The sequence below is a fragment of the Ruegeria arenilitoris genome, assembly GCF_013031355.1.
GTDB classification, from domain to species: domain Bacteria; phylum Pseudomonadota; class Alphaproteobacteria; order Rhodobacterales; family Rhodobacteraceae; genus Ruegeria; species Ruegeria arenilitoris_C.
The window spans coordinates 333,333-356,102 of the sequence record NZ_WPZO01000003.1; the positions used below are offsets into that span (position 1 = coordinate 333,333).

20 protein-coding genes and 1 tRNA gene are annotated in these 22,770 nt (G+C 60.4%); 11 read left to right on the forward strand and 10 right to left on the reverse strand.

Annotation, left to right across the window (positions count from 1 at the left end; translation table 11 throughout):
* Positions 1-14 precede the first annotated feature (14 nt).
* From GOX63_RS10180 to GOX63_RS10195, 4 genes are all read left to right on the forward strand, one after another.
* On the forward strand, positions 15-971 hold the full coding sequence (locus GOX63_RS10180; RefSeq protein WP_170325855.1) for an ABC transporter permease: 957 nt from the start codon (positions 15-17) through the stop codon (positions 969-971).
* Positions 971-1,786 carry an ABC transporter permease gene (locus GOX63_RS10185; RefSeq protein ID WP_170326022.1) on the forward strand — a complete coding sequence of 272 codons (816 nt, stop codon included), beginning with the start codon at positions 971-973 and terminating at the stop codon, positions 1,784-1,786. Before GOX63_RS10180 ends, GOX63_RS10185 begins: the two co-directional genes overlap by 1 nt.
* Positions 1,783-3,420, forward strand: a complete 1,638-nt coding sequence (locus GOX63_RS10190; protein WP_170325856.1) for an ABC transporter ATP-binding protein — start codon at positions 1,783-1,785, stop codon at positions 3,418-3,420. The genes GOX63_RS10185 and GOX63_RS10190 overlap by 4 nt, the downstream gene beginning before the upstream one ends.
* 142 nt (positions 3,421-3,562) lie before the next feature.
* Positions 3,563-4,399 (forward strand): alkaline phosphatase family protein, encoded by an 837-nt coding sequence (locus tag GOX63_RS10195; RefSeq protein WP_170325857.1) that lies wholly within the window; start codon positions 3,563-3,565, stop codon positions 4,397-4,399.
* Positions 4,400-4,403: 4 nt separating this feature from the next.
* Here the strand turns inward: GOX63_RS10195 and GOX63_RS10200 are convergent, their stop codons facing one another.
* From GOX63_RS10200 to GOX63_RS10235, 8 genes are all read right to left on the reverse strand, one after another.
* Positions 4,404-5,327 carry an alpha/beta hydrolase gene (locus GOX63_RS10200; protein WP_170325858.1) on the reverse strand — a complete coding sequence of 308 codons (924 nt, stop codon included), beginning with the start codon at positions 5,325-5,327 and terminating at the stop codon, positions 4,404-4,406.
* A gap of 13 nt (positions 5,328-5,340) precedes the next feature.
* Positions 5,341-7,230, reverse strand: a complete 1,890-nt coding sequence (locus GOX63_RS10205; RefSeq protein WP_170325859.1) for an acyl-CoA synthetase — start codon at positions 7,228-7,230, stop codon at positions 5,341-5,343.
* Positions 7,231-7,387: 157 nt separating this feature from the next.
* Entirely contained in the window at positions 7,388-9,208 is a 1,821-nt protein-coding gene (locus GOX63_RS10210) for an ABC transporter transmembrane domain-containing protein (RefSeq protein ID WP_170325860.1), read from the reverse strand.
* Positions 9,209-9,336: 128 nt separating this feature from the next.
* Positions 9,337-9,411: transfer RNA gene (locus tag GOX63_RS10215), tRNA-Gly, on the reverse strand.
* Positions 9,412-9,529: 118 nt separating this feature from the next.
* Positions 9,530-10,666 carry an N-acetylglucosamine-6-phosphate deacetylase gene (gene nagA / locus GOX63_RS10220; protein ID WP_170325861.1) on the reverse strand — a complete coding sequence of 379 codons (1,137 nt, stop codon included), beginning with the start codon at positions 10,664-10,666 and terminating at the stop codon, positions 9,530-9,532.
* The gene (locus tag GOX63_RS10225) at positions 10,663-11,691 is read right to left on the reverse strand and encodes an SIS domain-containing protein (protein ID WP_170325862.1); all 1,029 of its coding nucleotides are present in this window, start codon (positions 11,689-11,691) and stop codon (positions 10,663-10,665) included. The genes nagA and GOX63_RS10225 overlap by 4 nt, the downstream gene beginning before the upstream one ends.
* A gap of 18 nt (positions 11,692-11,709) precedes the next feature.
* The gene (locus GOX63_RS10230) at positions 11,710-12,459 is read right to left on the reverse strand and encodes a GntR family transcriptional regulator (RefSeq protein WP_170325863.1); all 750 of its coding nucleotides are present in this window, start codon (positions 12,457-12,459) and stop codon (positions 11,710-11,712) included.
* Positions 12,446-13,315: a BadF/BadG/BcrA/BcrD ATPase family protein gene (locus GOX63_RS10235; RefSeq protein ID WP_170325864.1), complete on the reverse strand. Its 870-nt coding sequence runs from the start codon at positions 13,313-13,315 to the stop codon at positions 12,446-12,448. Before GOX63_RS10235 ends, GOX63_RS10230 begins: the two co-directional genes overlap by 14 nt.
* Positions 13,316-13,485: 170 nt before the next feature.
* Between GOX63_RS10235 and GOX63_RS10240 the strand changes: the two genes are divergently transcribed.
* The 7 genes from GOX63_RS10240 (at position 13,486) to GOX63_RS10270 (ending at position 21,599) form a co-directional block, all read left to right on the forward strand.
* Positions 13,486-14,370 (forward strand): N-acetylmuramic acid 6-phosphate etherase, encoded by an 885-nt coding sequence (locus tag GOX63_RS10240; protein WP_254435920.1) that lies wholly within the window; start codon positions 13,486-13,488, stop codon positions 14,368-14,370.
* 26 nt (positions 14,371-14,396) lie between these two features.
* Positions 14,397-15,650, forward strand: coding sequence for an ABC transporter substrate-binding protein (locus GOX63_RS10245; RefSeq protein ID WP_170325865.1), 1,254 nt, complete (start codon positions 14,397-14,399; stop codon positions 15,648-15,650).
* Between the two features lie 65 nt (positions 15,651-15,715).
* Entirely contained in the window at positions 15,716-16,630 is a 915-nt protein-coding gene (locus GOX63_RS10250; RefSeq protein WP_170325866.1) for a carbohydrate ABC transporter permease, read from the forward strand.
* Between the two features lie 10 nt (positions 16,631-16,640).
* Positions 16,641-17,480 (forward strand): carbohydrate ABC transporter permease, encoded by an 840-nt coding sequence (locus GOX63_RS10255; RefSeq protein ID WP_170325867.1) that lies wholly within the window; start codon positions 16,641-16,643, stop codon positions 17,478-17,480.
* A complete protein-coding gene (locus GOX63_RS10260) occupies positions 17,477-18,511 on the forward strand; it encodes a Gfo/Idh/MocA family protein (protein ID WP_170325868.1) in 1,035 nt (344 codons plus the stop codon). Before GOX63_RS10255 ends, GOX63_RS10260 begins: the two co-directional genes overlap by 4 nt.
* A complete protein-coding gene (locus GOX63_RS10265) occupies positions 18,508-19,500 on the forward strand; it encodes an ABC transporter ATP-binding protein (protein WP_170325869.1) in 993 nt (330 codons plus the stop codon). The genes GOX63_RS10260 and GOX63_RS10265 overlap by 4 nt, the downstream gene beginning before the upstream one ends.
* Before the next feature lie 209 nt (positions 19,501-19,709).
* A complete protein-coding gene (locus tag GOX63_RS10270; RefSeq protein WP_170325870.1) occupies positions 19,710-21,599 on the forward strand; it encodes a PhoX family protein in 1,890 nt (629 codons plus the stop codon).
* 48 nt (positions 21,600-21,647) lie between these two features.
* On the opposite strand, the gene GOX63_RS10275 is transcribed toward GOX63_RS10270, so the two are convergent.
* Together GOX63_RS10275 and GOX63_RS10280 are read right to left on the reverse strand one after the other, a co-directional pair.
* Complete coding sequence (locus GOX63_RS10275) at positions 21,648-22,211, reverse strand: tetratricopeptide repeat protein (protein WP_170325871.1); 564 nt, start codon at positions 22,209-22,211, stop codon at positions 21,648-21,650.
* A gap of 30 nt (positions 22,212-22,241) precedes the next feature.
* Complete coding sequence (locus tag GOX63_RS10280) at positions 22,242-22,730, reverse strand: Lrp/AsnC family transcriptional regulator (protein ID WP_170325872.1); 489 nt, start codon at positions 22,728-22,730, stop codon at positions 22,242-22,244.
* Between the last annotated feature and the right edge of the window lie 40 nt (positions 22,731-22,770).

Below are 22,770 nucleotides of genomic sequence, written 5' to 3' on the forward strand. Positions count from 1 at the left end.
AGGAACCACGGATCATGCATCCTATCATCAAACTGGTTTCCCAGCGCCTTGCGCTGGGAATCCTGCTTCTCTTCGGTGCATCGGCTCTGATTTTCGGCCTCACTGAAGCCCTTCCCGGGGACGCGGCGCAAGCGGTCCTTGGCCAATCCGCAACCCCCGAGGCGCTGGCAAACCTGCGCGAGGAAATGGGCCTCAACCGTCCCGCTCTGACCCGCTATTTCGAATGGCTGGGCGGCATCCTACAAGGTGATCTGGGTCAGTCTCTGACTAACAAGCTCGACATCGCTGAGAGCATCGGCAAGCGATTGGGGAACACCCTGTTTCTGGCCTGTGTAGCAGCGATCGTGTCCGTTCCGTTGGCCATCTTTCTGGGCCTGCTGGCCGTCCGGTTCCGCAACCGCTGGCCGGATAAACTGATCTCGGCGATCACGCTTACAACAGTTTCCATCCCGGAATTCCTGATCGGTTACGTGGTGATCTACTTCATCTCAGTGAAACTGGGCTGGTTTTCCTCTCTCGCAATGATCAATGAATCGATGTCTTTCGGGGAAAAACTCAATGCGATCGCCTTGCCTGCCTTCGTGCTGACGCTGGTGGTTCTGGCGCAGATGATGCGGATGACCCGCGCGGCGATCCTGAACCTGATGCAATCGGCCTATATTGAAACAGCTGAACTGAAAGGCCTGTCGAACTTTCAGGTCATTGCACGCCATGCCTTCCCCAACGCAATCTCCCCCATCGTCAACGTCGTGATGCTGAACCTGGCCTATCTGGTCGTGGGCGTCGTCGTTGTAGAGGTGGTGTTCGTCTATCCCGGCATGGGGCAATACCTGGTGGATTCGGTGACCAAACGTGACGTGCCGGTCGTTCTGGCCTGCGGTGTCGTCTTTGCCGCCGTTTATATCGGACTGAACATGGTGGCCGATATTGTGTCGATCCTCGCCAACCCAAGACTGAGGCATCCGAAATGATGAAGAATGTTCCTATTTCGGCTATGATCGGTCTGTTTTTCACAGGGCTGTACTTTTTCATAGCCTTTGCAGCTCCGCTGATCGCCCCCTACGGCATGGCCGAAGTTGTCGGCGATGTGTGGGAACCGTCAAGCGCCGAGCACCTGCTGGGCACTGACAACATCGGGCGCGACCTGTTGACCCGCATGATCTACGGTGGCCGTACGACCATCTTTATCGCCGCGGCAGCCACGATCCTCAGCTTTGTCACCGGCACCTCTCTGGGTCTGCTGGCGGCCGTGCTGGGCGGATGGGCCGATCAGGTGCTCAGCCGGGCAGTTGATCTGGTCATGTCGATCCCGACACTGATCCTGGCGCTGGTTATTCTGGCAATCGTTCCGGTGACCGTTCCGATCCTGATCCTTGTTATGGGCCTGCTGGACGCCACGCGGCCCTATCGCCTGTCGCGATCCGTCGCCGTTGACATCAACGTGATGGACTATGTCGAGGCCGCAAAGCTGCGCGGTGAAGGTCGGGGCTGGATCATCTTCCGGGAAATCCTGCCCAATGCTCTGTCGCCTCTGGTGGCTGAGTTTGGGCTTCGGTTCATCTTCATGGTTCTGTTCATCTCGACTCTGTCATTCCTGGGTCTGGGCGTTCAGCCGCCGCTGGCGGACTGGGGCGGCATTGTGAAGGAAAACAAGGACGGCATCGTCTATGGCATCGGCGCGGCGCTTTACCCTGCTGTGGCCATCGCGACGCTGGCCATCTCGGTCAACCTGGTGGCTGACTGGGTCCTGAACCGTACCACATCGCTGAAAGGAGGCCGGGGATGAGTGATATCCTTCTCAAGGTCCGCGACCTCAAAATCGGCGCGACCGTCTATCCGCCGGGCGAAAAGCCCCATGACATCGAAATCGTGCACGGGGTCAGCTTTGACCTCGAACGCGGCAAGGTGCTGGGTCTGATCGGTGAATCCGGCGCCGGTAAATCCACCATCGGTTTGGCCTCGATGGCCTATGGCCGGGGTGGTGTGAAAATCACCGGCGGCGAGGTCTGGGTGAACGGGCGCGATATCCTCAAGACGTCTCATGGGGATATCCGCAAGCTGCGCGGGGGAGAGGTCACTTATGTGTCCCAATCCGCTGCCGCGTCGTTCAACCCCGCCAAGAGGATCATGGATCAGGTGGTCGAAGCAGCTGTCGAACAGAAGAAATTCACCCGCAAAGAGGCCGAGGCCCGCGCGCGTGAACTGTTCGCCAAGCTGGGCCTGCCTGACCCGGACAATATCGGTGAGCGCTACCCGCACCAGGTTTCGGGCGGTCAGTTGCAGCGTTGCATGACGGCGCTGGCGCTGTGTCCCGAACCTGATCTGGTGGTATTCGACGAACCCACGACGGCCTTGGACGTGACCACTCAGATCGACGTTCTGATGGCCATCAAGGAAGCCATCGCAGATACCGGCGTTGCCGCGCTCTACATCACCCACGACCTGGCGGTTGTGGCGCAGGTGAGCGACGACATCATGGTTCTGCGGATGGGGAACACGGTCGAATACGGCAACACCGATCAGATCATCAACAACCCGCAGGAAGACTACACCAAGGCGCTGGTCTCGGTGCGGTCGATCGAGCACGAAGAGAAAAAGCCCACACCCGAAGCGGTGCTGAGCGTTGACGGTATCACCGCGCGCTACAAGGGTCTGAACTTCGACGTGCTGCACAATGTCAATGTCGAGCTTCATCCGGGGCAGACACTGGCGGTTGTGGGTGAGTCAGGCTCGGGCAAGTCGACACTGGCACGGGTGATCACCGGCCTGCTGCCGCCTCGTGATGGTGAGATCACCTTTAACGGGCGCAAGCTGAGCCCCGATCTGAAGGGCCGTTCACTGGAAGACCTGCGTGAGCTGCAGATGATCTATCAGATGGCTGACACGGCAATGAACCCGCGTCAGACCGTTGGCACAATCATCGGTCGCCCGTTGGAGTTCTACTTCAACATGCGCGGATCCGAGAAACGCAAGCGCGTCATCGAATTGTTGGATGAGATCGAGCTGGGCGAAAAGTTCATCGATCGCTATCCGGCAGAGCTGTCAGGTGGTCAGAAACAGCGTGTCTGTATCGCCCGGTCACTGGCGGCCAAACCCAAGATGATCATCTGCGATGAGGTCACCTCGGCACTGGACCCGCTGGTTGCGGACGGCATCCTCAAACTGCTGTTGGACCTGCAACAGATCGAGGATGTGGCCTATCTGTTCATCACCCACGATCTGGCGACTGTCCGCGCGATCAGCGACAGTATCGCGGTGATGTACCAGGGCCGCGTGGCGCGGTACGGGTCGAAGAGCGAGGTGCTGACACCGCCGTTCGACGACTATACTGACCTGCTGCTCAGCTCGGTGCCCGAGATGCATCTGGGTTGGCTGGAAGAGGTTGTCGCCCACCGCAAGATGGAGAGCGCGGGGAACTGATCCCCCCTCTCAAAAAAGCTTCGAAATCCCGGCGCTTGTCACAAACAAGTGTCGGGATTTTGCTATTCGGGGCGCGAATTGGCAGCCCATGCTTGGCGAATCCCCTAGGCTCGCCTGAAGTGTTAAAGAAAAGGGTCAGACTATGGACCGCAAACTCCTCCTCATCATTCTGGACGGTGTTCCGTGGCGCAACTTTCGCCGGTTGTTCGGCAACCTCGAAGGCTGGGTCGACAGTGGCGAGGCGCAGGTCTGGAAGCTGCGCGCAGTACTGCCATCGACCTCGGCCAGCTGCTATGCCTCGATCCACACCGGCGTCACACCGCAGGAACATGGCTGCACCGGTAATGGCAATGTATTCCGCCTGAGCCACAAGGACGTCTTCAGCCAGGTGCGTGAGGCAGGTGGCGTGACCGGAGCGGTTACTCACAGCTATTGGTCGCAGTTCTTCAACCGCCACCCGTTCGACTATGTCCGTGACATCGAATATGACGAACCGGACAGCAAGACCATCAATCATGGTCGCTTTCACACGATGACGGGGTATGGCAAAGCCAACCAGATGACCCCGTCGGACGTTGATCTCTACGGGACACTGACCAATCTTTGTCTGCGGTTTGGGCTGGATTACGGCATCCTGCACACCTGTACGCTGGACAGCATGGGGCACCGTTTCTACCACGACTGTGAAGAGATGGACCACGCCTGTTTCGTTGCGGACGAAATGCTGGCCCCCTTCATCCCCCGCTGGCGGCAGTTGGGCTACGAGGTCATCGTCACCGCCGACCACGGCCAGGACGAGCGCGGCCACCACGGCGGACGCAGCCCGTTACAGCAGGAAACCGCGCTGTACTATTTCGGCGACGCAAAAGGCCCCGAGGCGGACGCTGTGATCGACCAGCTACAGCTGGCGCCCACGATCCTGAACCGCATGGGCGCACCGATTGCCGAAACGATGAAGGCCGCGCCGTTCCTGAAATAGGGGATCAGTCGTAGGGCCAGACCTGTTGGCCCAACGCTTCAATGGCGATCGAAATCCGCTCAAAACTGTCTGCGGCGCGCTTTACCGAGGTTCGCGCCCGCAGATAGCCATGCACAAGGCCGGGTTCATTGATCCAATGCGCCTGCCCGCCGGCAGCTGCGATCTGTTCGCAATAAATCGCCCCGTCATCGCGCAAGGGGTCGCAATCTGCCGTCACGACCACGGTCGGCGGCAAGCCCGAGAAATCGGTATCATGCAAAGGCGCAAATGTCGGGTCGCTTTGCGGAACCGTGCCGCCACAGCGCACTTTCTCGTAGAACTTGATTTCGTCCAGTGTCAAAAGCGGCGCATGTGCGTGTTCGATGTAGGACCCGGTCGATGTGTCTCCGCCCAGACCGGGATAGACCAGGACCTGCCCCAGCACGCCCTCAAGGCGCCCGCGGCCATAATGCACGACCGCAGCCGCGAGGTTCGCCCCCGCGCTGTCCCCCGCCAGAACCAGAGGGTCGCTGAATTCTTTTGCTGCCCAGTTGGTGGCTGTCCAGCCGTCCTCAAACTGCGCGGGATGCACATTCTCAGGGCACAGGCGGTAATCCACGGCAACCACCCGATACCCGGTCTGTGCGCAAATCTCGGCGCAGACGTCGTCGTGGCTGTCCAGCCCGCCGACGACAAAACCGCCGCCATGAAAATAGACGACGGTTCGTGTCGGATCTCCGGCGGTGTAAACGCGGACAGGCACGCCATCGGCGGACCTGTCCTGTACCTCCAGACCCGGAGGCCGGGGCTGGCGAAAGTCCTGACACATCTCGTTATAGACGCGGCGCTGGTCTTCGATTGAAAGATCAACTGCATCCTCAGGATAGCTTTCAGCCGTTCGTCTTATGAACGCCCAGGTTTCTTCATCGATCAGACGTTCATAATCCATTGTCCCTCCGCGGTCAGGCAGCCCATTCCCATGGCCGGGTGAACGATCCCAGCACCTTACCGACATCGTCCTCCGAGGAGCCGTTCGCGTCAAGCTGCGCGACAAGCCCGCGCTTCTTGTCGTCGATCACAGAGACAACGCGTGCATCCACCCCGGCCTTTTCCAGCGCGCCGTTATAGATGCGGGTAATCGCCTGTTTGCGAAGCTCAGGCTTGAACACCTTGCCCACCGCGGTTTTCGGCAGTTCATCCAGAATGGTCATGTGCTTGGGCTGTGCTGCGCGCTCATGGACATGCACACCGCAATACTCCATCAGCTCTTTCTCGGTCACGCTGGCCCCATCGACCAGTTCGACAAAGGCACAGGGCACCTCGCCCGAATAGGCGTCGGGCTGACCGATGGCACCTGCAAAGGCAACGGCATCGTGGCCCAGCAGAGCTTCTTCGATCTCGGCCGGGTCGATGTTGTGACCGCCGCGAATGATCAAATCCTTGGCGCGGCCGGTGATCCACAAATAGCCATCTTCGTCAAACCGCCCCAGATCTCCGGTGCGCAGGTATTTGTCGAAGTGGTAGAGGTCTACGTTCTTGTCGACTTCGGTATAGGTGTTGCCCGCATAGACACCAGGGTTCGAGATGCAGATCTCGCCGATCTCATCCGCGCCGCATTCCTTGGGTCCATCCGGCCCGTCCTGCAGGATTTTCACATCCGTATAGGGGAACGGTATCCCGATCGAGCCAATCTTCTTTTCACCATCCACCGGGTTGCACGACACAAGACAGGTTGCCTCGGTCAGACCATAGCCTTCGACGATGGTCACGCCGGTTGCGTCTTCAAAGCGGCGGAACAGTTCGACGGGCAGCGGGGCCGAGCCCGAAAACGCCGTTTTCACCGTCGAGATATCCGCGTCCACCGGGCGCTGCATCTTGGCGGCAATGGCAGTGGGTACGGTGATGATGAAGGACACTTTCCAACGTTCGATCAATTTCCAGAAATTGTCGAACACGCCGTCGCCGCGATAGCCCGCAGGGGTTGGGAAGACCACATGCGCACCCGACGACACCGCCGCCATCACGATCACATGCACGGCAAAGACGTGGAACATCGGCAGCGGGCACATGATCACGTCTTCGTCCGTGAACAGCAGCGTGTTGCCCAACCATCCGTTGTAGATCAGGCCCGAATATTTGTGCTGCGCCACCTTGGGCATACCCGTGGTGCCGCCGGTGTGGAAATAGCAGGCAACACGGTCTTCCTTGCTGTCCTCGAAGGTCAGCGTCGTGGGTTGCTTGGCCAGTTCCTGGTTGAAATTCTTGTAATCCGCGTGGGCCAGATGCTCCTTGTCGCCCATCTTTGGGCGCAGGAATGGCACCAGCCAGGATTTCGGCGGTGTCAGGTATCGGTTGAGGTCAATCTCAAGAATGGTGTTGACCTTGGGCGCGTGACGCACCGCCTCTTCGACCTTTTGCGCCACGTCGGTCTTGGGGAAGGACTTCAGCGTCACAACCACCTTGGCGCCGGTTTCCCGAAGGATTGCGGCGATCTGTTCGGGTTCCAGCAGAGGGTTGATCGGGTTGACGATCCCGGCCACTGCACCGCCCATCATGGTGACCAGCGTCTCGTTACAGTTTGGCAGCACATAGGCCACTACGTCTTTCTCGCCAATGCCCAAGGACCGGAACAGGTTGGCGGCCTGGTTGACCTTGCCCAGCAGTTGGGACCAGGTCAGCGTTTCAGCCTTGTCGGTCGGGCCGGACAACAGCTGAAAGCTGATCGCATTGCTGTTGGGAAACTTCTCTGCCGTGCGTGACAGCAACTGGTGGAAAGTGACCGGAACGTCGCGGTCCTCCCACGACATTTCCTGCTCCATCCTTGCCTTGTCTTCCAAACCCACAAAGGCCATGTGGTTCCTCCCTTATCTCTCCCATGTCCAGCACGGGTTTTGAATCCACCGCCAAGATGGAAGCAAAACCGCGCAGGTTCAAGAAAGGCCTTAGCTGTGAAGCCAGCAAAGAGGTAGAATTACGCTGCGGACTTAGCCGTATTGCCCCAGCGTCACTTTATTCGGCGGCCATACCGTCGGTGAACTGCAGACGCGCCAGGCGGGCATACAGGCCGTCCTGCGCCACAAGATCATCATGAGTACCCTGTGCAACGATGCGCCCGGCCTCCATCACCACGATCCGGTCAGCCTTTTTCACTGTCGCCAGACGGTGCGCCACGATTAGCGTAGTGCGGCCCGCTCGCATCTGGTCAACAGCGCCCTGCACCGCACGTTCGCTTTCCGCATCCAGCGCCGAGGTCGCCTCGTCCAGTAGCAAAACCGGCGCGTCGCGTAGGATCGCGCGGGCGATGGCAATGCGCTGTTTCTGGCCGCCCGACAGCATCACGCCGCGTTCGCCGACAAAACTGTCATAGCCTTCGGGCAGCGCAGAGATGAAATCATGCGCGGCGGCGGCGTGGGCGGCAGCTTCGACCTCAGCATCCGAGGCGTCCAAACGGCCAAAGCGGATGTTCTCACGAGCCGAGGTGGCAAAGATGATCGGGTCCTGCGGCACCAACGCCATGTGGCGGCGGAAGTCGGCCCGGTCGATGTCGCGCAGGTCGACGCCATCCAGCATGACCTGCCCCGAGGCCGGATCATAGAACCGCTGGATCATCTGAATGACGGTTGTCTTGCCTGCCCCCGAGGGGCCGACAAACGCCACCGTCTCACCCGGATTGACCTGCAACGACAGGTGCTCCAGCGCAACAACATCCGGGCGCGAAGGATAACGGAATGTCACGTCGTCAAAGCGAATCTCACCCCGGACCGGTGACGGCAAAGCGGCCGGTTTTGCCGGGTCGTTGACCGTGTCCTGCGCGTTCAGCAGCTCGACCAGACGCTCGGTCGCGCCGGCGGCGCGCTGCAGTTCGCTCCAGATTTCGGACAGGGCCGCCACGGACCCCGCCATGATGATCGAGTAGATCACGAACTGGATCAGCACCCCTTCGGTCATCACACCATTGCGGACGTCATTGGCGCCCATCCACAGCACGCCGACAATGCCGGTGAACACCAGGAAAATCACGATGACCGTCAGAACCGCGCGGGTCTGAATGCGACGTAGCGAGACAACATAAGAGGTCTCGGTCATGTCATCGAACTGCTTGCGGCTGGCTTGTTCGTGGGTGAACGCCTGCACCGTTTGCACCGCGCTCAGCGCCTCGCCCGCGTTACCGGACGACGCCGCGATCCAATCCTGATTTTCGCGGCTGATGACACGCAGACGCCGCCCCAGCAGCAGAATCGGCACCACGACGATCGGGATCAGCAGCATCACCATCCCGGTCAGCTTGGCCGAGGTCAGCAGCATCAGCACCAGACCACCCAGGAACAACAGCATGTTTCGCAGCGCAATGGACACGGACGAACCCAAAACCGATTGAATCAGGGTCGTGTCGGTGGTGATCCGGCTCAGGACTTCTCCGGTCATGATGCGTTCGTAGAACTCGGGGCTCATGCCAATGACGCGATCGAACACCGCTTTGCGGATATCGGCCACTACGCGTTCACCCAGACGAGTCACCAGCGCATAGCGCAGGCCGGTTCCCACGGCCAAAACTGCGGCAATGACCAGAGCGGCCAGAAAATACCAATCCAGCAGTTCGCCATCTTCGATGCGGAAATTATCGACCACACGGCGCACGGCCAGTGGCAGCGTCAGGGTCATGCTGGCGGTCAGAACCAGTGCCAGTGTCGCACCGATCATCAACAACCGGTATGGCCGCATGAACGGCCATAGGGATGCCAGAACGCCAATTTTCTTGGACCCGGCGCGCTCTTCGCTGGCGCCTGGCGCGGATTGCTGTGCTGGACTGGCTGAGGCTCGTCTTGCCATGCTTGGCCCTTAACTCATGTTCGCATTCATTTTCCCGCTTCTTGGAGGTACCGAAACGCGGGGTCAAGCTGTGCGTCGCGAATTGGTCCCTTCACAGGGCCATTTGACGCAGAATTTTCGGGCTGACTTGGAGCGGGCGGCGGGAATCGAACCCGCTTCATCAGCTTGGAAGGCTGAGGTAATAGCCAGTATACGACGCCCGCTCAGCGCAGGTCGGTTTAAGCGATGCACCTGACGCCGTCAAGCGCCGTTCGACGGTAGAGTTCAATTTCTGCGCACACTCTTTCCGACGGATCTGGCGAACCGCAAACACCGGCCCAACTAGCCCAGCTCCGGTAGCCATTCACAGGCGTCGAGACCTGACGAAATGCGGATCATCGCCTCATATTGCAGCGGCTGCGCAGTCGTTTGGCCGATCAGTGACGCCGGATAGGTCGTTACGGCGGCCAGCGCCTCGTGCAGCGGTACCCCCACCTGAGTGACAAGATTGTGGATGGCTGTGGTCAGGTCCAGATCGGCCCCAGCCAGGGTTCCGTCGTCAAGCGTCAAACGACCGTCGGTTCGCGCGATCCGGCGGCCTTCCAGTTCGAACGAGGTTTGATCCGTACCTGCAACGGCCATGGCGTCGCTGACCAGAAACACCTGACCGGGCGCGGTTTTGGCGGCCCACGCGGCGCGCATCACCTCGGAGTGAACATGGATCCCGTCAGCGATCAGCCCCGCCGACAAGCCGCCATTGGCCAGCGCCGCACCGACCAGCCCCGGTTCGCGGCTGCCCAACTGGCTCATGGCATTGAACAAATGCGTCACACAGCGCGCACCCGCCGCCGCATAGCGCTGGCAGGTCGCGAAATCCGCATCGGTATGGCCCAGCGACACCAGAACACCGGCGTCAAACAACGCGCTCACCTGCTGCTCGGACACGGATTCAGGCGCGAGGGTCACCTTGAGGCACGGCAGTTCCTCCGCCGCCGCGATCAAATCCGCCAGATCCTCGTCCTCCATCGGACGGACCAACGCTCCGTCATGGGCACCCTTTCGCGCAACCGACAGGTGCGGCCCCTCCAGATGCAGCCCGACCACCCCCGGGACACCCGCGCGCGCAGCCTGTATCGCGGCCGCGATGGCGGCCTGCGTTTTCTCTGGTGTGTCGGTGATCAGGGTCGGCAGCAAAGACGCCACGCCCAGCCGGCGATGCGCACTGGCGATACGTCGGATCGTGTCGACCGAGGGGTCATCGTTTAACATCACTCCATCGCCGCCATTGACCTGCAGATCGACATACCCGGGGCTCAGGATATCCCCACTCAGGTCGATGACCTGCCCTTCGTTCTTCGCCTGCTCTTCCGGTACAAGCGCGACCAGTGCGCCGTCACGAAATACAATCGCCCGACCGAAATGCAGGCGCCCACCATCGAACAGGGCCCCATTGCGAAATGTCACTGAACCTGAGGTCATACCGTCTCTGTCACCTTTCTCAGATGGCGCGGCGCGTCCGGATCGATTCCACGGGCGCGGGCCACGGCCTCGACCATACTGTAAAACGAGGTGATGGTGGCAATGGGGTCGGTCAGCCAGTGATCGGTGCGCGTCACCGGCAGGCTCTGTGCACGGGCCACCTTTTCGGTGGCCGCAAAAACCGCAGCCCCTTTGACGGCCAGAGCATCCGCAGCCTCGGCCGTCGTCTGCTCCGCCGCATCCGCTGCAGCGAATACGATGGTGGGGAACCCTTCTTCGACAATCGAGACCGGCCCATGCAAAACCTCGGCCGCCGAATAGCTTTCGGCGTGAATTTGGCAGGTTTCCTTGATCTTCAGCGCGGCCTCGTTGGACATCGCAAAGGATGGACCGCGGCCCAGCGTGAACAGCGACCGGCCCGTGATCGCCTCGGCTGCGGCCGACCAGTCGCCTTGTGCAGCCTGCGCCAGATGACCCGGCAGGGATCGGATCGCGCCGGACAATTCGCTGTCGCGCTTGATCTCTGCCATCAGCCACAAACCAGCCACCAGCGAGGTGACAAACGTCTTGGTCGCGGCCACGCTCAGTTCCGGCCCCGCGTGCAGAGGCAGTACGGCGTCTGTCACTCCGGCCAGTCGCGAGCTTTCGTCATTGGTGATGGCTACGGTCAGCCCGCCGCCGGATTTCAACGACCGTGTCATTCCCACGATATCGGGGCTTTGGCCGGACTGGGATACCGACAGGCACAACGCCCCCTTAGCCCGCAGGTCCACGCCATAGATCGAACTGACCGACGGCCCGACGGACGCCGCAGGCAGTTTCAGCAGCAACTCGGCGGCGTATTTCAGATACAGGCAGGCATGATCGGACGATCCCCGCGCTACCGTGATCAGAAACCGGGGATCGGCGTCCTTGACCAGCCTTGCCGCGTCCAGAATGTTGGTCGCACCCTGGCTCAGCAACCGATCAACGGCGTCGGGGATCTCCAGAATCTCCTGACGCATTTTCGAACTGTGTTCAGTCATGTTTTCCGGCCTTTCCGGTTACAACCGCAACTCGGCGACAAAATCATAGGCGTCACCGCGATAAAGCGACCGGGTCAGTTCCGCGACCCGTCCGTTTTTGAGGAATGAAATTCGTTCGATGTTCAACCCGGCGGCCCCTTCGGGCACGTCCAGCAACTCGGCCTCGCGCGCCGCCAGATTGAGCGCCGAGATCTTCTGCACCGCGCGCACCGGCCGCCGGCCCAAACCGTCCAACACCTCGTAAAGCGAGGTTGTCACCTCAATCGGGTTCGGCAGGATATCCAGCGGTAGTGCCGCGCGCTCAAGCGCCAGCGGACGGCCGTCCGCCTCGCGCAGGCGGTAGATGCGGGAAATCTGTTCGCCATCTTTCAGGCTCAGCGCCTTGACCTCTTCCGGGGTGGGCGCAAAGACACCGCGTTCCAGCCATTTCGAGGTTGTGCGCATTCCCCGGCTCGACATGTCCTCGGTAAACGATGTCAGATGCGTCAGCGATTGCTCGACCCGCGGCACAGGTTCGCGAATGAACGAGCCAGAGCCTTGCCGCTGTTCGATCACGCCCTCCTGAACCAGTTCCTGAATTGCCTTGCGCACGGTGACCCGCGACAGATCGGTGATCTCAACCAGTTCCCGTTCCGAAGGCAGAGAAGTGTTCGGAGCCAGTACGCCGGTATCGATCCCCTCTTGCAGCCTACGCCGCAACTGGACATAGCGCGGGCCTTTTTCGGGGCTCAGCCATTGATCGGCGCGCAGGAAGTCAGCGATGCTCATGACGTACCTCCTTGGCCATGGCCAACGCGCCGGTCAGGGGTTCACCTTGCGGAGGGCGAATGGCGGATTGCATCTCGTCCGGCAGATAGGGCCCGTAGTGCCCCGCGATCCCGCCGGTCAGACAGATCGCCCCACCCGATTGCCAGCCCAACCGCTTCGCGGTTTCGGTGATGTAATCAGCCCCGGCCTTCAGGATTTCCACTGCAACGGAGTCGCCGGCCTGTGCGGCAGACGTCACTGCGGGCGCAAGCGCACCGAACTGCGCGGGCGTCGCAGAGCCCGCGAAAGACACGATGCCTGCCGGACCGTGCAAGTCAGCCAGCAGCTTTTGCGTCAAGCCGGTCTGAACCTGAGTGCCATCATAGGCGCACAGCGTTTCGGACAAGGCCCGGCGCCCGACCCACTGGGCCGAGGCCTCATCCCCCAGTACCGACCCCCAGCCCCCGGCGAACCGCATCGCACCATCCAGCTGAACCGCAAGGAATGATCCGGTGCCGCAATGCGCTATCAAACCGTCCTGTGCACCCAAAGCGCCGCGCACGGCGGCGGGGCGATCATCCTCGACCCGCGCGCAAGTCAGGCCCAGCGCATCGCGCAAACGCCCGGCGATGACATCATCGGTCACACCTGCAAGGCCAACAAATGCAGGCCAACTGCGCAGGTCCGCGACCTCAACCTGACGGGACAAGGCGTCAAGCCCGGTTCGAATCTGGTCAAGCGCCCCGTCAAAATCGGTCGAGACATTGGCAGCGCCCGTTTCAACGCAATGGGTCACCCCATTGATTTCACAGGCCACCCGGCAGCGCGTTCCGCCACCATCCACCGCCAATACGGCGCTATTTCGAGACTCGGTCATGACAATACCATTATAATACCTATTGAGGATAAGAAAGCCCGCATTTCGAAAAAATCTTGGCGCAGAGCCCAGTTTTACTGATTTAGCCGCAGAAATCTCACGGTGAAAGAAAAATCTAGACAAGTGGTATTAGATAGGTATCGTATAACGAACACACGAGGGGGATTCTCTTGACGCTGCCGCCGACTGAACAATTGCACCCTGACGCCTTACAGCTGACCCCAGGCAATCTGGTCGGTGCGGCGCGCGCGCTGGCCGAGGGGCAGATCGCCGCGGCCACCGCCGTCCGCGACGCGCTGGACAACATCGCGCGCGGCGCCGAGGCTATGGCCGAAACGATCCGCACCGATGGCGTGCTGCATTTCGTGGCCGCCGGATCGTCGGGGCTGATGGCGGCAGCCGACGCGCAAGAGTTGGGCGGCACTTTCTCAATCGCCCCTGCCCGCCTGCGCATTCATATGGCCGGAGGCCTGCCAACTGGTGTCCAGATGCCAGGCGGAGCCGAAGACGCGACCGACGGTCTCGACGACGTACTGAGCGCACTGACCCCGCACGACACGGTGATCGCAGTGTCGGCCAGCGGATCCACGCCCTATACATTGGCGGCCGCGAAGATCGCCAGCGCACGCAACGCCACCGTGATCGGCATCGCCAACAACGCTGGCAGCCCATTGTTACAAGGCGCAAATATTCCGATCCTTCTAGCCACACCGCCCGAGCTGATCTCGGGCTCGACCCGCATGGGCGCGGGAACGGCACAGAAGATCGCGCTGAACATGCTGTCCTCACTGATGGCGGTCGAGTTGGGCCATGTGCATGGCGGGATGATGGTCAATATGCGCGCTGATAATGACAAGCTGCGGGCGCGCGCAACCGGGATCGTCGCCCGGATCGCCGAAGTGGACACCAACACTGCACAGCAGGCGCTGGATGCGGCAAACGGAGAGGTAAAACCCGCCATCCTGATCGCCGCAAAGGGCCTGTCGCTGGCGCAGGCCGAAGCCCGGCTGCAGGCCAGCAAAGGAATTCTGACCGCAGCACTGACGCAATACTGACAAAGACAAACAAACGGGAGAGAACAATGACATACAGAAGCCTGAAGTTGGCCTTGCTAGGCACGACCCTGATAGCGACAAGCGCCCTTGCCGAGGACGTGACGCTGACCATTGAAAGCTGGCGCAACGACGACCTGACCCTGTGGCAGGACCAGATCATTCCAGCCTTCGAAGCCGCGCACCCCGGCATCAAGATTCAGTTCACCCCCTCAGCCCCGGCGGAATACAACGCCGTGCTGAACTCGAAACTCGACGCGGGCTCGGCTGGCGACCTGATCACCTGCCGCCCGTTCGACGCCTCTCTGGCGCTGTATGAAGCCGGCCACCTGACCGACCTGTCGGGTGTCGAAGCGATGGGCAACTTCTCGGACGTTGCGAAATCGGCGTGGCAGACGGATGACGGCGCGGTCAGCTTCTGTGTTCCGATGGCCTCGGTGATCCATGGCTTCATCTACAACAAGGACGCGTTCAACGAACTGGGCATCGAGGTTCCCACCACTGAGGATGAGTTCTTTGCCGCCCTCGACAAGATCAGGGAAGACGGCACCTATGTTCCTCTGGCCATGGGTACCAACGACCAGTGGGAAGCCGCCACGATGGGCTACAACAACATAGGTCCGAACTATTGGAAGGGTGAGGAAGGCCGCCAGGCGCTGATCTCGGGCGAACAGAAACTGACCGATGAGGTCTGGACTGCCCCCTACGCGACCCTCGCCCGCTGGGCCGAATATATGGGCGACGGGTATGAGGCGCAGACCTATCCCGACAGCCAGAACATCTTTACTTTGGGCCGGGCCGCGATTTATCCCGCCGGATCTTGGGAAATCTCGGGCTTCAACGCGCAGGCCGATTTCGAGATGGGCGCGTTCAAGCCTCCGGTCCGGAATGCGGGTGACACCTGCTATATCTCGGACCACACCGATATCGGCATCGGCATGAATGCAGCCACAAAACACCCTGAGGCGGCTGAGATCTTCCTCGCATGGGTTGCAAGCCCCGAGTTCGCCGAGATCTTCGGCAACGCCCTGCCCGGCTTCTTCCCGCTGTCCAGCACTCCGGTCGAACTGCAGGACCCGCTGGCTAAGGAAATCGTCGGCTGGCGTGAGGAATGCGAGTCGACCATCCGCTCGACCTATCAGATCCTGTCGCGCGGCACGCCGAACCTTGAGAATGAGACCTGGGGCGCGTCGGTCGCTGCCATCAAGGGCGCCAAATCGCCCGAGGAACTGGGCGCCGAGCTGCAGGAAGGCCTGTCCAGCTGGTACGCCCCGCACCAGTAAGCTGACACCTACCCGGGCGGAAATGCCCGCCCGGGTACACCCTACACTCCGTTGAAAGCAGTCCAATGAACCGCCCCCGCATCCGCTGGCATATCGTCGTGTTTCTGGCACCGGCCGTACTTGTCTATACGGCGGTGATGATCTTTCCGCTGTTCAACACGCTACGTCTGGCGCTGTTTACCGAAGTCGATCAGACCCGCGTGTTCGTTGGATTGCAGAACTTTAAGACGCTGTTTTTCGATCCAGTCTGGTCCGAGCAGTTCTGGAATGCACTGGGAAACAACTTCTGGTTCTTCCTGATCCACATGCTGGTGCAGAACCCCATCGGGATCGCACTGGCAGCGCTGCTGAGCCACCCGCGCCTGCGGTTTGCCGCGCTGTACCGCTCGGCGATTTTCATTCCGACAATCCTCAGTTTCGTGATCGTTGGTTTTGCGTGGAAACTGATCCTGTCTCCGATCTGGGGCATCGCTCCGTCGATGCTGGACGCCATCGGGCTGAAATCGCTTTTCGCGCCATGGCTGGGGAAAGAGGAATACGCCCTGACCACGCTAGCGCTGATCTCGGTCTGGCAGTTCGTCGGCATCCCGATGATGCTGATCTACGCCGCCCTGCTGACCATCCCCGAAGAAATCCTTGAGGCCGGAGAAATCGACGGCATCACTGGCGCCTCGGCCTTCTGGAAGATCAAGTTGCCGCTGATCCTGCCGTCGATCGGGATCATCTCGATCCTGACCTTCGTGGGGAACTTCAATGCGTTCGACTTGATCTATGCGTCCCAAGGCGCACTGGCGGGGCCGGATTTCTCAACCGACATTCTGGGCACCTTCATGTATCGCACCTTCTTTGGCTTCCAGCTGCAACTGGGCGACCCGCATATGGGATCGGCCATCGCCGGGGCCATGTTCGCGATCATCCTCGTGGGCGTCTGCATTTACCTGTTCGGCATCCAGACCCGGATGCGCCGGTATCAACTGTGAGGGCGCAGGGATGAACAAAGCACGCCAAAACCCGCTGAATACTACCGCGATGCACGGGGCGCTGATCCTTTACACGCTGATCGCACTGTTCCCGGTCTTCGTGATCCTGATCAACAGCTTCAAAACCCGCCGCGCGATCTTTCGCGAGCCGCTGGCCCTGCCGAATGCCGACAGTTTCTCGCTGATCGGGTATGAGACGGTGATGAAGCAGGGGGATTTCTTCCTCTACTTCCAGAACTCGATGATCGTCACCGTGGCGTCGCTGTTCTTCATCCTGCTGTTCGGAGCCATGGCGGCCTACGCGCTGTCGGAGTACCAGTTTAAAGGCAACCTGCTGATGGGGCTCTACCTAGCTCTGGGGATCATGATCCCGATCCGTATCGGCACCGTGGCGATCCTTGAGATGATGGTGGCCACCGGGCTGGTGAACACGCTCTGGGCACTGATCCTTGTCTACACGGCGCAAGGCTTACCCTTGGCGGTGTTCATCCTGTCCGAATTCATGCGGCAAGTCAGCGATGACCTGAAGAACGCAGGACGCATCGACGGGTTGTCGGAGTATACGATCTTTTTCCGGCTGGTGCTGCCTCTGGTTCGGCCGGCAATGGCGACCGTGGCCGTGTTCAACATGATCCCGATCTGGAATGACCTCTGGTTCCCGCTGATCCTTGCGCCTGCCGAAGAGACCAAGACTCTCACGCTGGGCAGTCAGGTCTTCATTGGCCAGTTCGTCACCGACTGGAACGCGGTTCTGTCTGCCCTGTCGATGGCGATCCTGCCGGTGCTAATTCTCTATGTCATCTTCTCGCGCCAGCTAATCCGCGGCATCACTTCAGGAGCTGTCAAATGACCCGTGTTCTGATTGCAGGCCTCGGCAATATGGGGCTGAGCCATGCGCTGGCCCATCACCACCACCCGGACGCGCAGATCGTGGGATTGGTGAACCGGTCCGGCCGCGTGGATCACCCGGACCTTGCGAACTATCCAGCCTATTCGGATTTTCAGACTGCGCTGACCGAGACGAAGCCCGATCTGGTCGTGATCGCCACCTATTCCGACAGCCATGCTGATTATGCCTGTGCCGCGATGGAGACCGGGGCGCATGTGTTTGTCGAAAAGCCCCTGGCCACCAACGTCGCCGACGCACGGCGCGTGGTCGAAACCGCCACCCGGCTGAACCGCAAACTGGTCGTAGGTTACATCCTGCGCCATCACCCCTCATGGATGCGCCTGATCGCCGAGGCGCGGGATCTGGGCGGGCCGTACGTGTTCCGGCTAAACCTGAACCAGCAATCCTCCGGCGCTGAGTGGGAAACGCATAAAGCACTCATGCAGACGACTTCGCCCATCGTGGATTGCGGCGTGCACTATGTCGACGTGATGTGCCAGATCACCGATGCCCAGCCCGTTCGCGTGCACGGCATGGGCCTTCGCCTGTCCGATGAGATCGCCGAGGACATGTATAATTACGGGCAGTTTCAGGTGATCTTCGACGATGGTTCGGTCGGTTGGTACGAGGCCGGATGGGGCCCGATGATGTCTGAGACGGCGTTCTTCGTAAAAGACATCGTCTCGCCCAACGGTTCAGTTTCGATCACCGATGGCAACAAAGGGGCATCGGCCAATATCGACGGCCACACCAAGGTTGGCGGCTTACTGGTCCACACGCCAAGCGGAGATCGCACCATCGAGATGCCCGATGAGCCCGGCCATCAGGAACTCTGCGATGCCGAGCAAGCCTATATGCTGCACGCCATTGCGGAAGACATCAACCTGACACGTCACATGAATGACGCCGTCCAATCCCTTGCCATTTGTCTGGCCGCCGATGAAAGCATCCGCACCGGCCACCCCGTTTCGCTAAAGGAGCCCACATCATGACCGCTCTGACCCTGACCAATGTGAACAAATCCTTTGGCAACGTACATGTCCTGAAAGACATCACGCTGGAGGTGGAAGAAGGCGAATTCGTCGTCTTCGTCGGCCCTTCGGGATGCGGTAAATCCACCCTGTTGCGGGTGATCGCGGGGCTCGAGGATGCGTCCTCGGGCGAGATCAATATCGGCGGCCAACAGGTCAATCTGGTGCCCCCCTCCAAACGCGGGATCGCGATGGTGTTCCAAAGCTATGCGCTCTATCCCCATCTGAACGTGCGTGGAAACATGACGCTGGCGCTTAAGCAAGAGAAACAGCCCAAAGCGGTAATCGAAGAGCGCGTCGCCAAGGCCAGCCGAATGCTGAACCTTGAGGACTATCTGGACCGCTACCCGTCCGAGCTGTCCGGCGGGCAGCGGCAGCGCGTCGCCATCGGGCGCGCCATCGTGCGCGAACCGAAACTGTTCCTGTTTGACGAACCACTCTCGAACCTCGACGCCGCCCTGCGGATGAACACGCGGATCGAAATCGCCAACCTGCACCGGGCGCTGGATGCCTCGATGATCTATGTCACCCATGATCAGACCGAGGCGATGACGCTGGCCGACAAGATCGTGGTACTGCGTGATGGACGGGTGGAACAGATCGGCACCCCGATGGAGCTGTATAACAACCCCGCCAACCAGTTCGTTGCAGGCTTTCTAGGCTCACCGTCGATGAACTTTTTGCCCGAAGATCTGCTGGGGGATGGTGAGAACACCATTGGCATCCGCCCCGAAGACCTGTTCCTGTCCGACGACGGCCCGTTGGCCGCACAGGTCAGCCACGTGGAAAAACTGGGCGGAGATACCAATGTCATCGCCAAGGTGCAGGATCATGCGGTGACGGCACGGTTGTTCGGCCAGCACGCGATCGCGGAAGGTCAGGAGTTGAGATTCGCCTTTTCCGCCGACAAGGCCTATCGGTTCGATCCGGCGGGCCAACGCCTTCGCTGAGAGCACGTTTCACGAGAAGGTGATATTGGCCCGTTGTCATGATCCGCCGCGAAGCTTGTACTTATTTCAGTGTTCAGCCTGTTTTTTAGCGTCGGAAAAGCCATTATTAGATGCCTCGGGTAGCGTCCTTCAGGTTGCTGTCAACACCCTGTCACAAAGACCCCCTAAATCCATTTCATCACTCTTTATAGGACAGCCAGGAGCCATCCATGACCACCATAGACCCCACCACTTTATCTGCCGACGATTGGGACGAAGTGCACTTCCCCCGCCCCGAGGAAAACGACTTTGACCGCGTTGTCGAAAGCGCCCTTTCGCGCCGTGGCTTCCTGGGCGGCGTGCTGGCCTTTGGCTCGGGTGCTGCCGCTATGGGCGCGGGTCTGATGGGGTCGACTGCGGCCCACGCTGTCGGCGCCTCGCGCTTTGCCTTCACTCCTATTGCTGCACAAACCGATGGCACCGTGCATGTCCCGGAAGGGTACGAATGGAAAATGCTGATGCGCTGGGGCGACCCGCTGTTCTCCGACGCGGACGGCTATGACCTGACTGACGGCGGCGCGGTCGAGAAATCGGATCGCGTGTTTGGTGAAAACACCGACGGAATGGAGACCTTCTCGTTCCAGGGTCACGAGTTGATTGCGATCAACCATGAATACCCGAACCGCAAGATCAACCTGCCCGCCGCGAACGAAGGCGTTCCGGCAAATGCCGACGATGTTCTGAAACTGCAGAACCTGCAGGGCGTCACCGTGATGGAAATCACCGAAGGTCCCGACGGCTGGTCGGTTGTCAAGGACAGCCCCTTCAACCGCCGCATCCACCACAATACCCCGATGAAGATCGTCGGCCCCGCGGCCGGTCACGACCTGCTGAAGACCGCCGCTGATCCGACCGGCACTACTTCGCTGGGCACCATGAACAACTGTGGCGCGGGCAAGACCCCATGGGGCACCTACCTGACTTGTGAAGAGAACTTTAACGGCTATTTCGGCTCATCCAACGAAAACGCCAGCTATGACCAGAAAGTCGCGGATGGCATGGCGCGCTACGGCATCAAAGCGACAAGCTGGAACGGGTATGAACTGTTTGATCCACGCTTCGACACCTCGAAAAACCCGAATGAACCGCACCGCGCGGGCTGGATCGTGGAAATCGACCCGACCAATCCTGACAGCACGCCAGTCAAACACACCGGTCTGGGCCGCTTCAAGCACGAAAACGCCGAGGTGACGCTGGCCGCCGATGGCCGCGTGGTCGTCTATATGGGCGATGATGAGCGGGGCGAGTATCTGTACAAGTTCGTCTCGAACGGCACCTACCAGCCCGGCGGTGAGACCGAGAGCCTGCTGAACGATGGAACGCTTTATGTCGCCAAGTTCAATGATGACGCAACAGGTGCGTGGCTGCCTCTGACGCCGGAAACCACCGGCATGGACGCGGCCGAGATTCTGATCTTTGCCCGCATGGCCGCGTCGGCCGCCGGCGGCACCACCATGGACCGTCCGGAATGGGTCGCCTCCAGCCCGGTTGCGGCCGAGGCCTATTGCTGCCTGACCAACAACAAGAATCGCGGCGTCAAACCGAATGCCGGTGGGGATGACACCTCGGTCAACGGTCCCAACCCGCGCGAGGCAAACAAATACGGCCAGATCGTGCGCTGGCGCCCGGCCAATGACGACCACGCCGCCGAAGCCTTCGACTGGGACCTGTATGTCATGGCCGGCAACCCGACCGTACATTCGGACGCATATGCAGGTTCGCCGAACGTGAACGAGGGCAACCTGTTCAACTCGCCGGACGGCATGGCCATCGACACGACGGGCCTGATCTGGATTCAGACCGACGGCAATGACGGCAACGAGGAAGATTTCGCAGGCCACGGCAACAACCAGATGCTGGTTGGTGACCCGGTCACCGGTGAAATCGCGCGCTTCATGACCGGCCCGAACGGCTGTGAGGTTACGGGGCTGGCCTGGTCCACCGACCTGCGCACCATGTTCGTCGGCATCCAGCACCCGGGCAGCAACTGGCCCGATGGCGGCACGCCACGGTCCTCGGTGATAGCGATCAAACGCGCCGATAACGGTCTGATTGGCTAAACCTGAATGAAACGCCCCCGGCCTTTTGGTTTCAGGGGCGTTTCTTCGTCAGATATCCTGCCCCGGAGGCTCCAGTGGCCCGCCCGGACCCAGAAGATGGCGCTCCGATAGCCACGGGTTCAGTTCCAAAGCCTGGTTCAAAGCCTCCCGCGCTTCATCAAGCCTTTTCAACTCCAACAAGGTCAATGCCCGCCCGCTGATCGCAGCCACATGGTTCGGCGACAGTTCGATGGCCTTGTCCAGATCGGGCAAGGCGGCTTCGAAATCCCGCCCCAGATAAAACGCAAAGGCGCGTTGGTTATACCCTTCGGCGTAAGACGGGCAGTAGGCGATCAGCTTATTGAAATCCTCGATCGCACCCAGCAAGTCCGAAGCCCTGAGACGCGCCATTCCCCGATCCAGTGCGGCTTGCGCGCTTGAATCCGGCGCATCGGTCCAGAACTCCCACAACCGGCTCGACAAGTCGCGGGCGGCTTGTTCAGTTTCGGCCTGCTGGATTTGGGCAATTACTCCGTCAACATCGGCGGCGTGGTCCGGCGCAACAGGACAGTCCCCGGCCCGCACAGCCGTGGACGCGACAAGTAAGATGGAAGCAAGGGCTATCTGTTTCATGATCCAATGGTGACGCCACTGGGCCTTTCGTCAACCCGCGCCTTCAATCGCCCCGGACACGCCCATCTCTTTCACCGCCTCCATCGCAACGAAGGTCGACGTATTCGCCACGTGCGGCAGGGATGAGATTTTCTCGGCCAGAACCGCGCGGTATTCCGACATCGAACCGGTGCGAATTTTCAGCAAATAGTCGAAATTTGACGCGATCATATGGGCTTGTTCGATCTCGGCCACCTTGCGCACCGCTGCGTTGAACTCGGCCAGGGCCTTCTCGCGGGTGTCAGTCAGGCGCACCTCGACAAAGGCGACATGGTCCAGCCCAAGGCGGATCGGGTCCAGCAAGGCGCGGTATCCGGTGATGATCCCTTCGGCCTCAAGCCTTTTCACACGTGCTTGAGTCGGGGACTTCGACAGCCCGATACGCCGCGCCAGATCGGCGACCGAGATACGCCCGTCCTCGGCCAGAATCGTCAGGATCGACCGGTCAAACCGATCCAGATCAGGGCGGTTCATTTGCATCGTTTTACTTCACCAAATCAGTTCATTTGCCTTCAGAAAC

What these genes read in the sequence shown, in the direction of transcription:
- GOX63_RS10180 (WP_170325855.1), top strand. Translation starts at nt 15, where the DNA reads ATGCATCCTATCATCAAACTGGTTTCCCAGCGCCTTGCGCTGGGAATC.
- GOX63_RS10185 (WP_170326022.1), top strand. Translation starts at nt 971, where the DNA reads ATGAAGAATGTTCCTATTTCGGCTATGATCGGTCTGTTTTTCACAGGG.
- GOX63_RS10190 (WP_170325856.1), top strand. Translation starts at nt 1,783, where the DNA reads ATGAGTGATATCCTTCTCAAGGTCCGCGACCTCAAAATCGGCGCGACC.
- GOX63_RS10195 (WP_170325857.1), top strand. Translation starts at nt 3,563, where the DNA reads ATGGACCGCAAACTCCTCCTCATCATTCTGGACGGTGTTCCGTGGCGC.
- GOX63_RS10200 (WP_170325858.1), bottom strand. Translation starts at nt 5,327, where the DNA reads ATGGATTATGAACGTCTGATCGATGAAGAAACCTGGGCGTTCATAAGA.
- GOX63_RS10205 (WP_170325859.1), bottom strand. Translation starts at nt 7,230, where the DNA reads ATGGCCTTTGTGGGTTTGGAAGACAAGGCAAGGATGGAGCAGGAAATG.
- GOX63_RS10210 (WP_170325860.1), bottom strand. Translation starts at nt 9,208, where the DNA reads ATGGCAAGACGAGCCTCAGCCAGTCCAGCACAGCAATCCGCGCCAGGC.
- nagA (WP_170325861.1), bottom strand. Translation starts at nt 10,666, where the DNA reads ATGACCTCAGGTTCAGTGACATTTCGCAATGGGGCCCTGTTCGATGGT.
- GOX63_RS10225 (WP_170325862.1), bottom strand. Translation starts at nt 11,691, where the DNA reads ATGACTGAACACAGTTCGAAAATGCGTCAGGAGATTCTGGAGATCCCC.
- GOX63_RS10230 (WP_170325863.1), bottom strand. Translation starts at nt 12,459, where the DNA reads ATGAGCATCGCTGACTTCCTGCGCGCCGATCAATGGCTGAGCCCCGAA.
- GOX63_RS10235 (WP_170325864.1), bottom strand. Translation starts at nt 13,315, where the DNA reads ATGACCGAGTCTCGAAATAGCGCCGTATTGGCGGTGGATGGTGGCGGA.
- GOX63_RS10245 (WP_170325865.1), top strand. Translation starts at nt 14,397, where the DNA reads ATGACATACAGAAGCCTGAAGTTGGCCTTGCTAGGCACGACCCTGATA.
- GOX63_RS10250 (WP_170325866.1), top strand. Translation starts at nt 15,716, where the DNA reads ATGAACCGCCCCCGCATCCGCTGGCATATCGTCGTGTTTCTGGCACCG.
- GOX63_RS10255 (WP_170325867.1), top strand. Translation starts at nt 16,641, where the DNA reads ATGAACAAAGCACGCCAAAACCCGCTGAATACTACCGCGATGCACGGG.
- GOX63_RS10260 (WP_170325868.1), top strand. Translation starts at nt 17,477, where the DNA reads ATGACCCGTGTTCTGATTGCAGGCCTCGGCAATATGGGGCTGAGCCAT.
- GOX63_RS10265 (WP_170325869.1), top strand. Translation starts at nt 18,508, where the DNA reads ATGACCGCTCTGACCCTGACCAATGTGAACAAATCCTTTGGCAACGTA.
- GOX63_RS10270 (WP_170325870.1), top strand. Translation starts at nt 19,710, where the DNA reads ATGACCACCATAGACCCCACCACTTTATCTGCCGACGATTGGGACGAA.
- GOX63_RS10275 (WP_170325871.1), bottom strand. Translation starts at nt 22,211, where the DNA reads ATGAAACAGATAGCCCTTGCTTCCATCTTACTTGTCGCGTCCACGGCT.
- GOX63_RS10280 (WP_170325872.1), bottom strand. Translation starts at nt 22,730, where the DNA reads ATGCAAATGAACCGCCCTGATCTGGATCGGTTTGACCGGTCGATCCTG.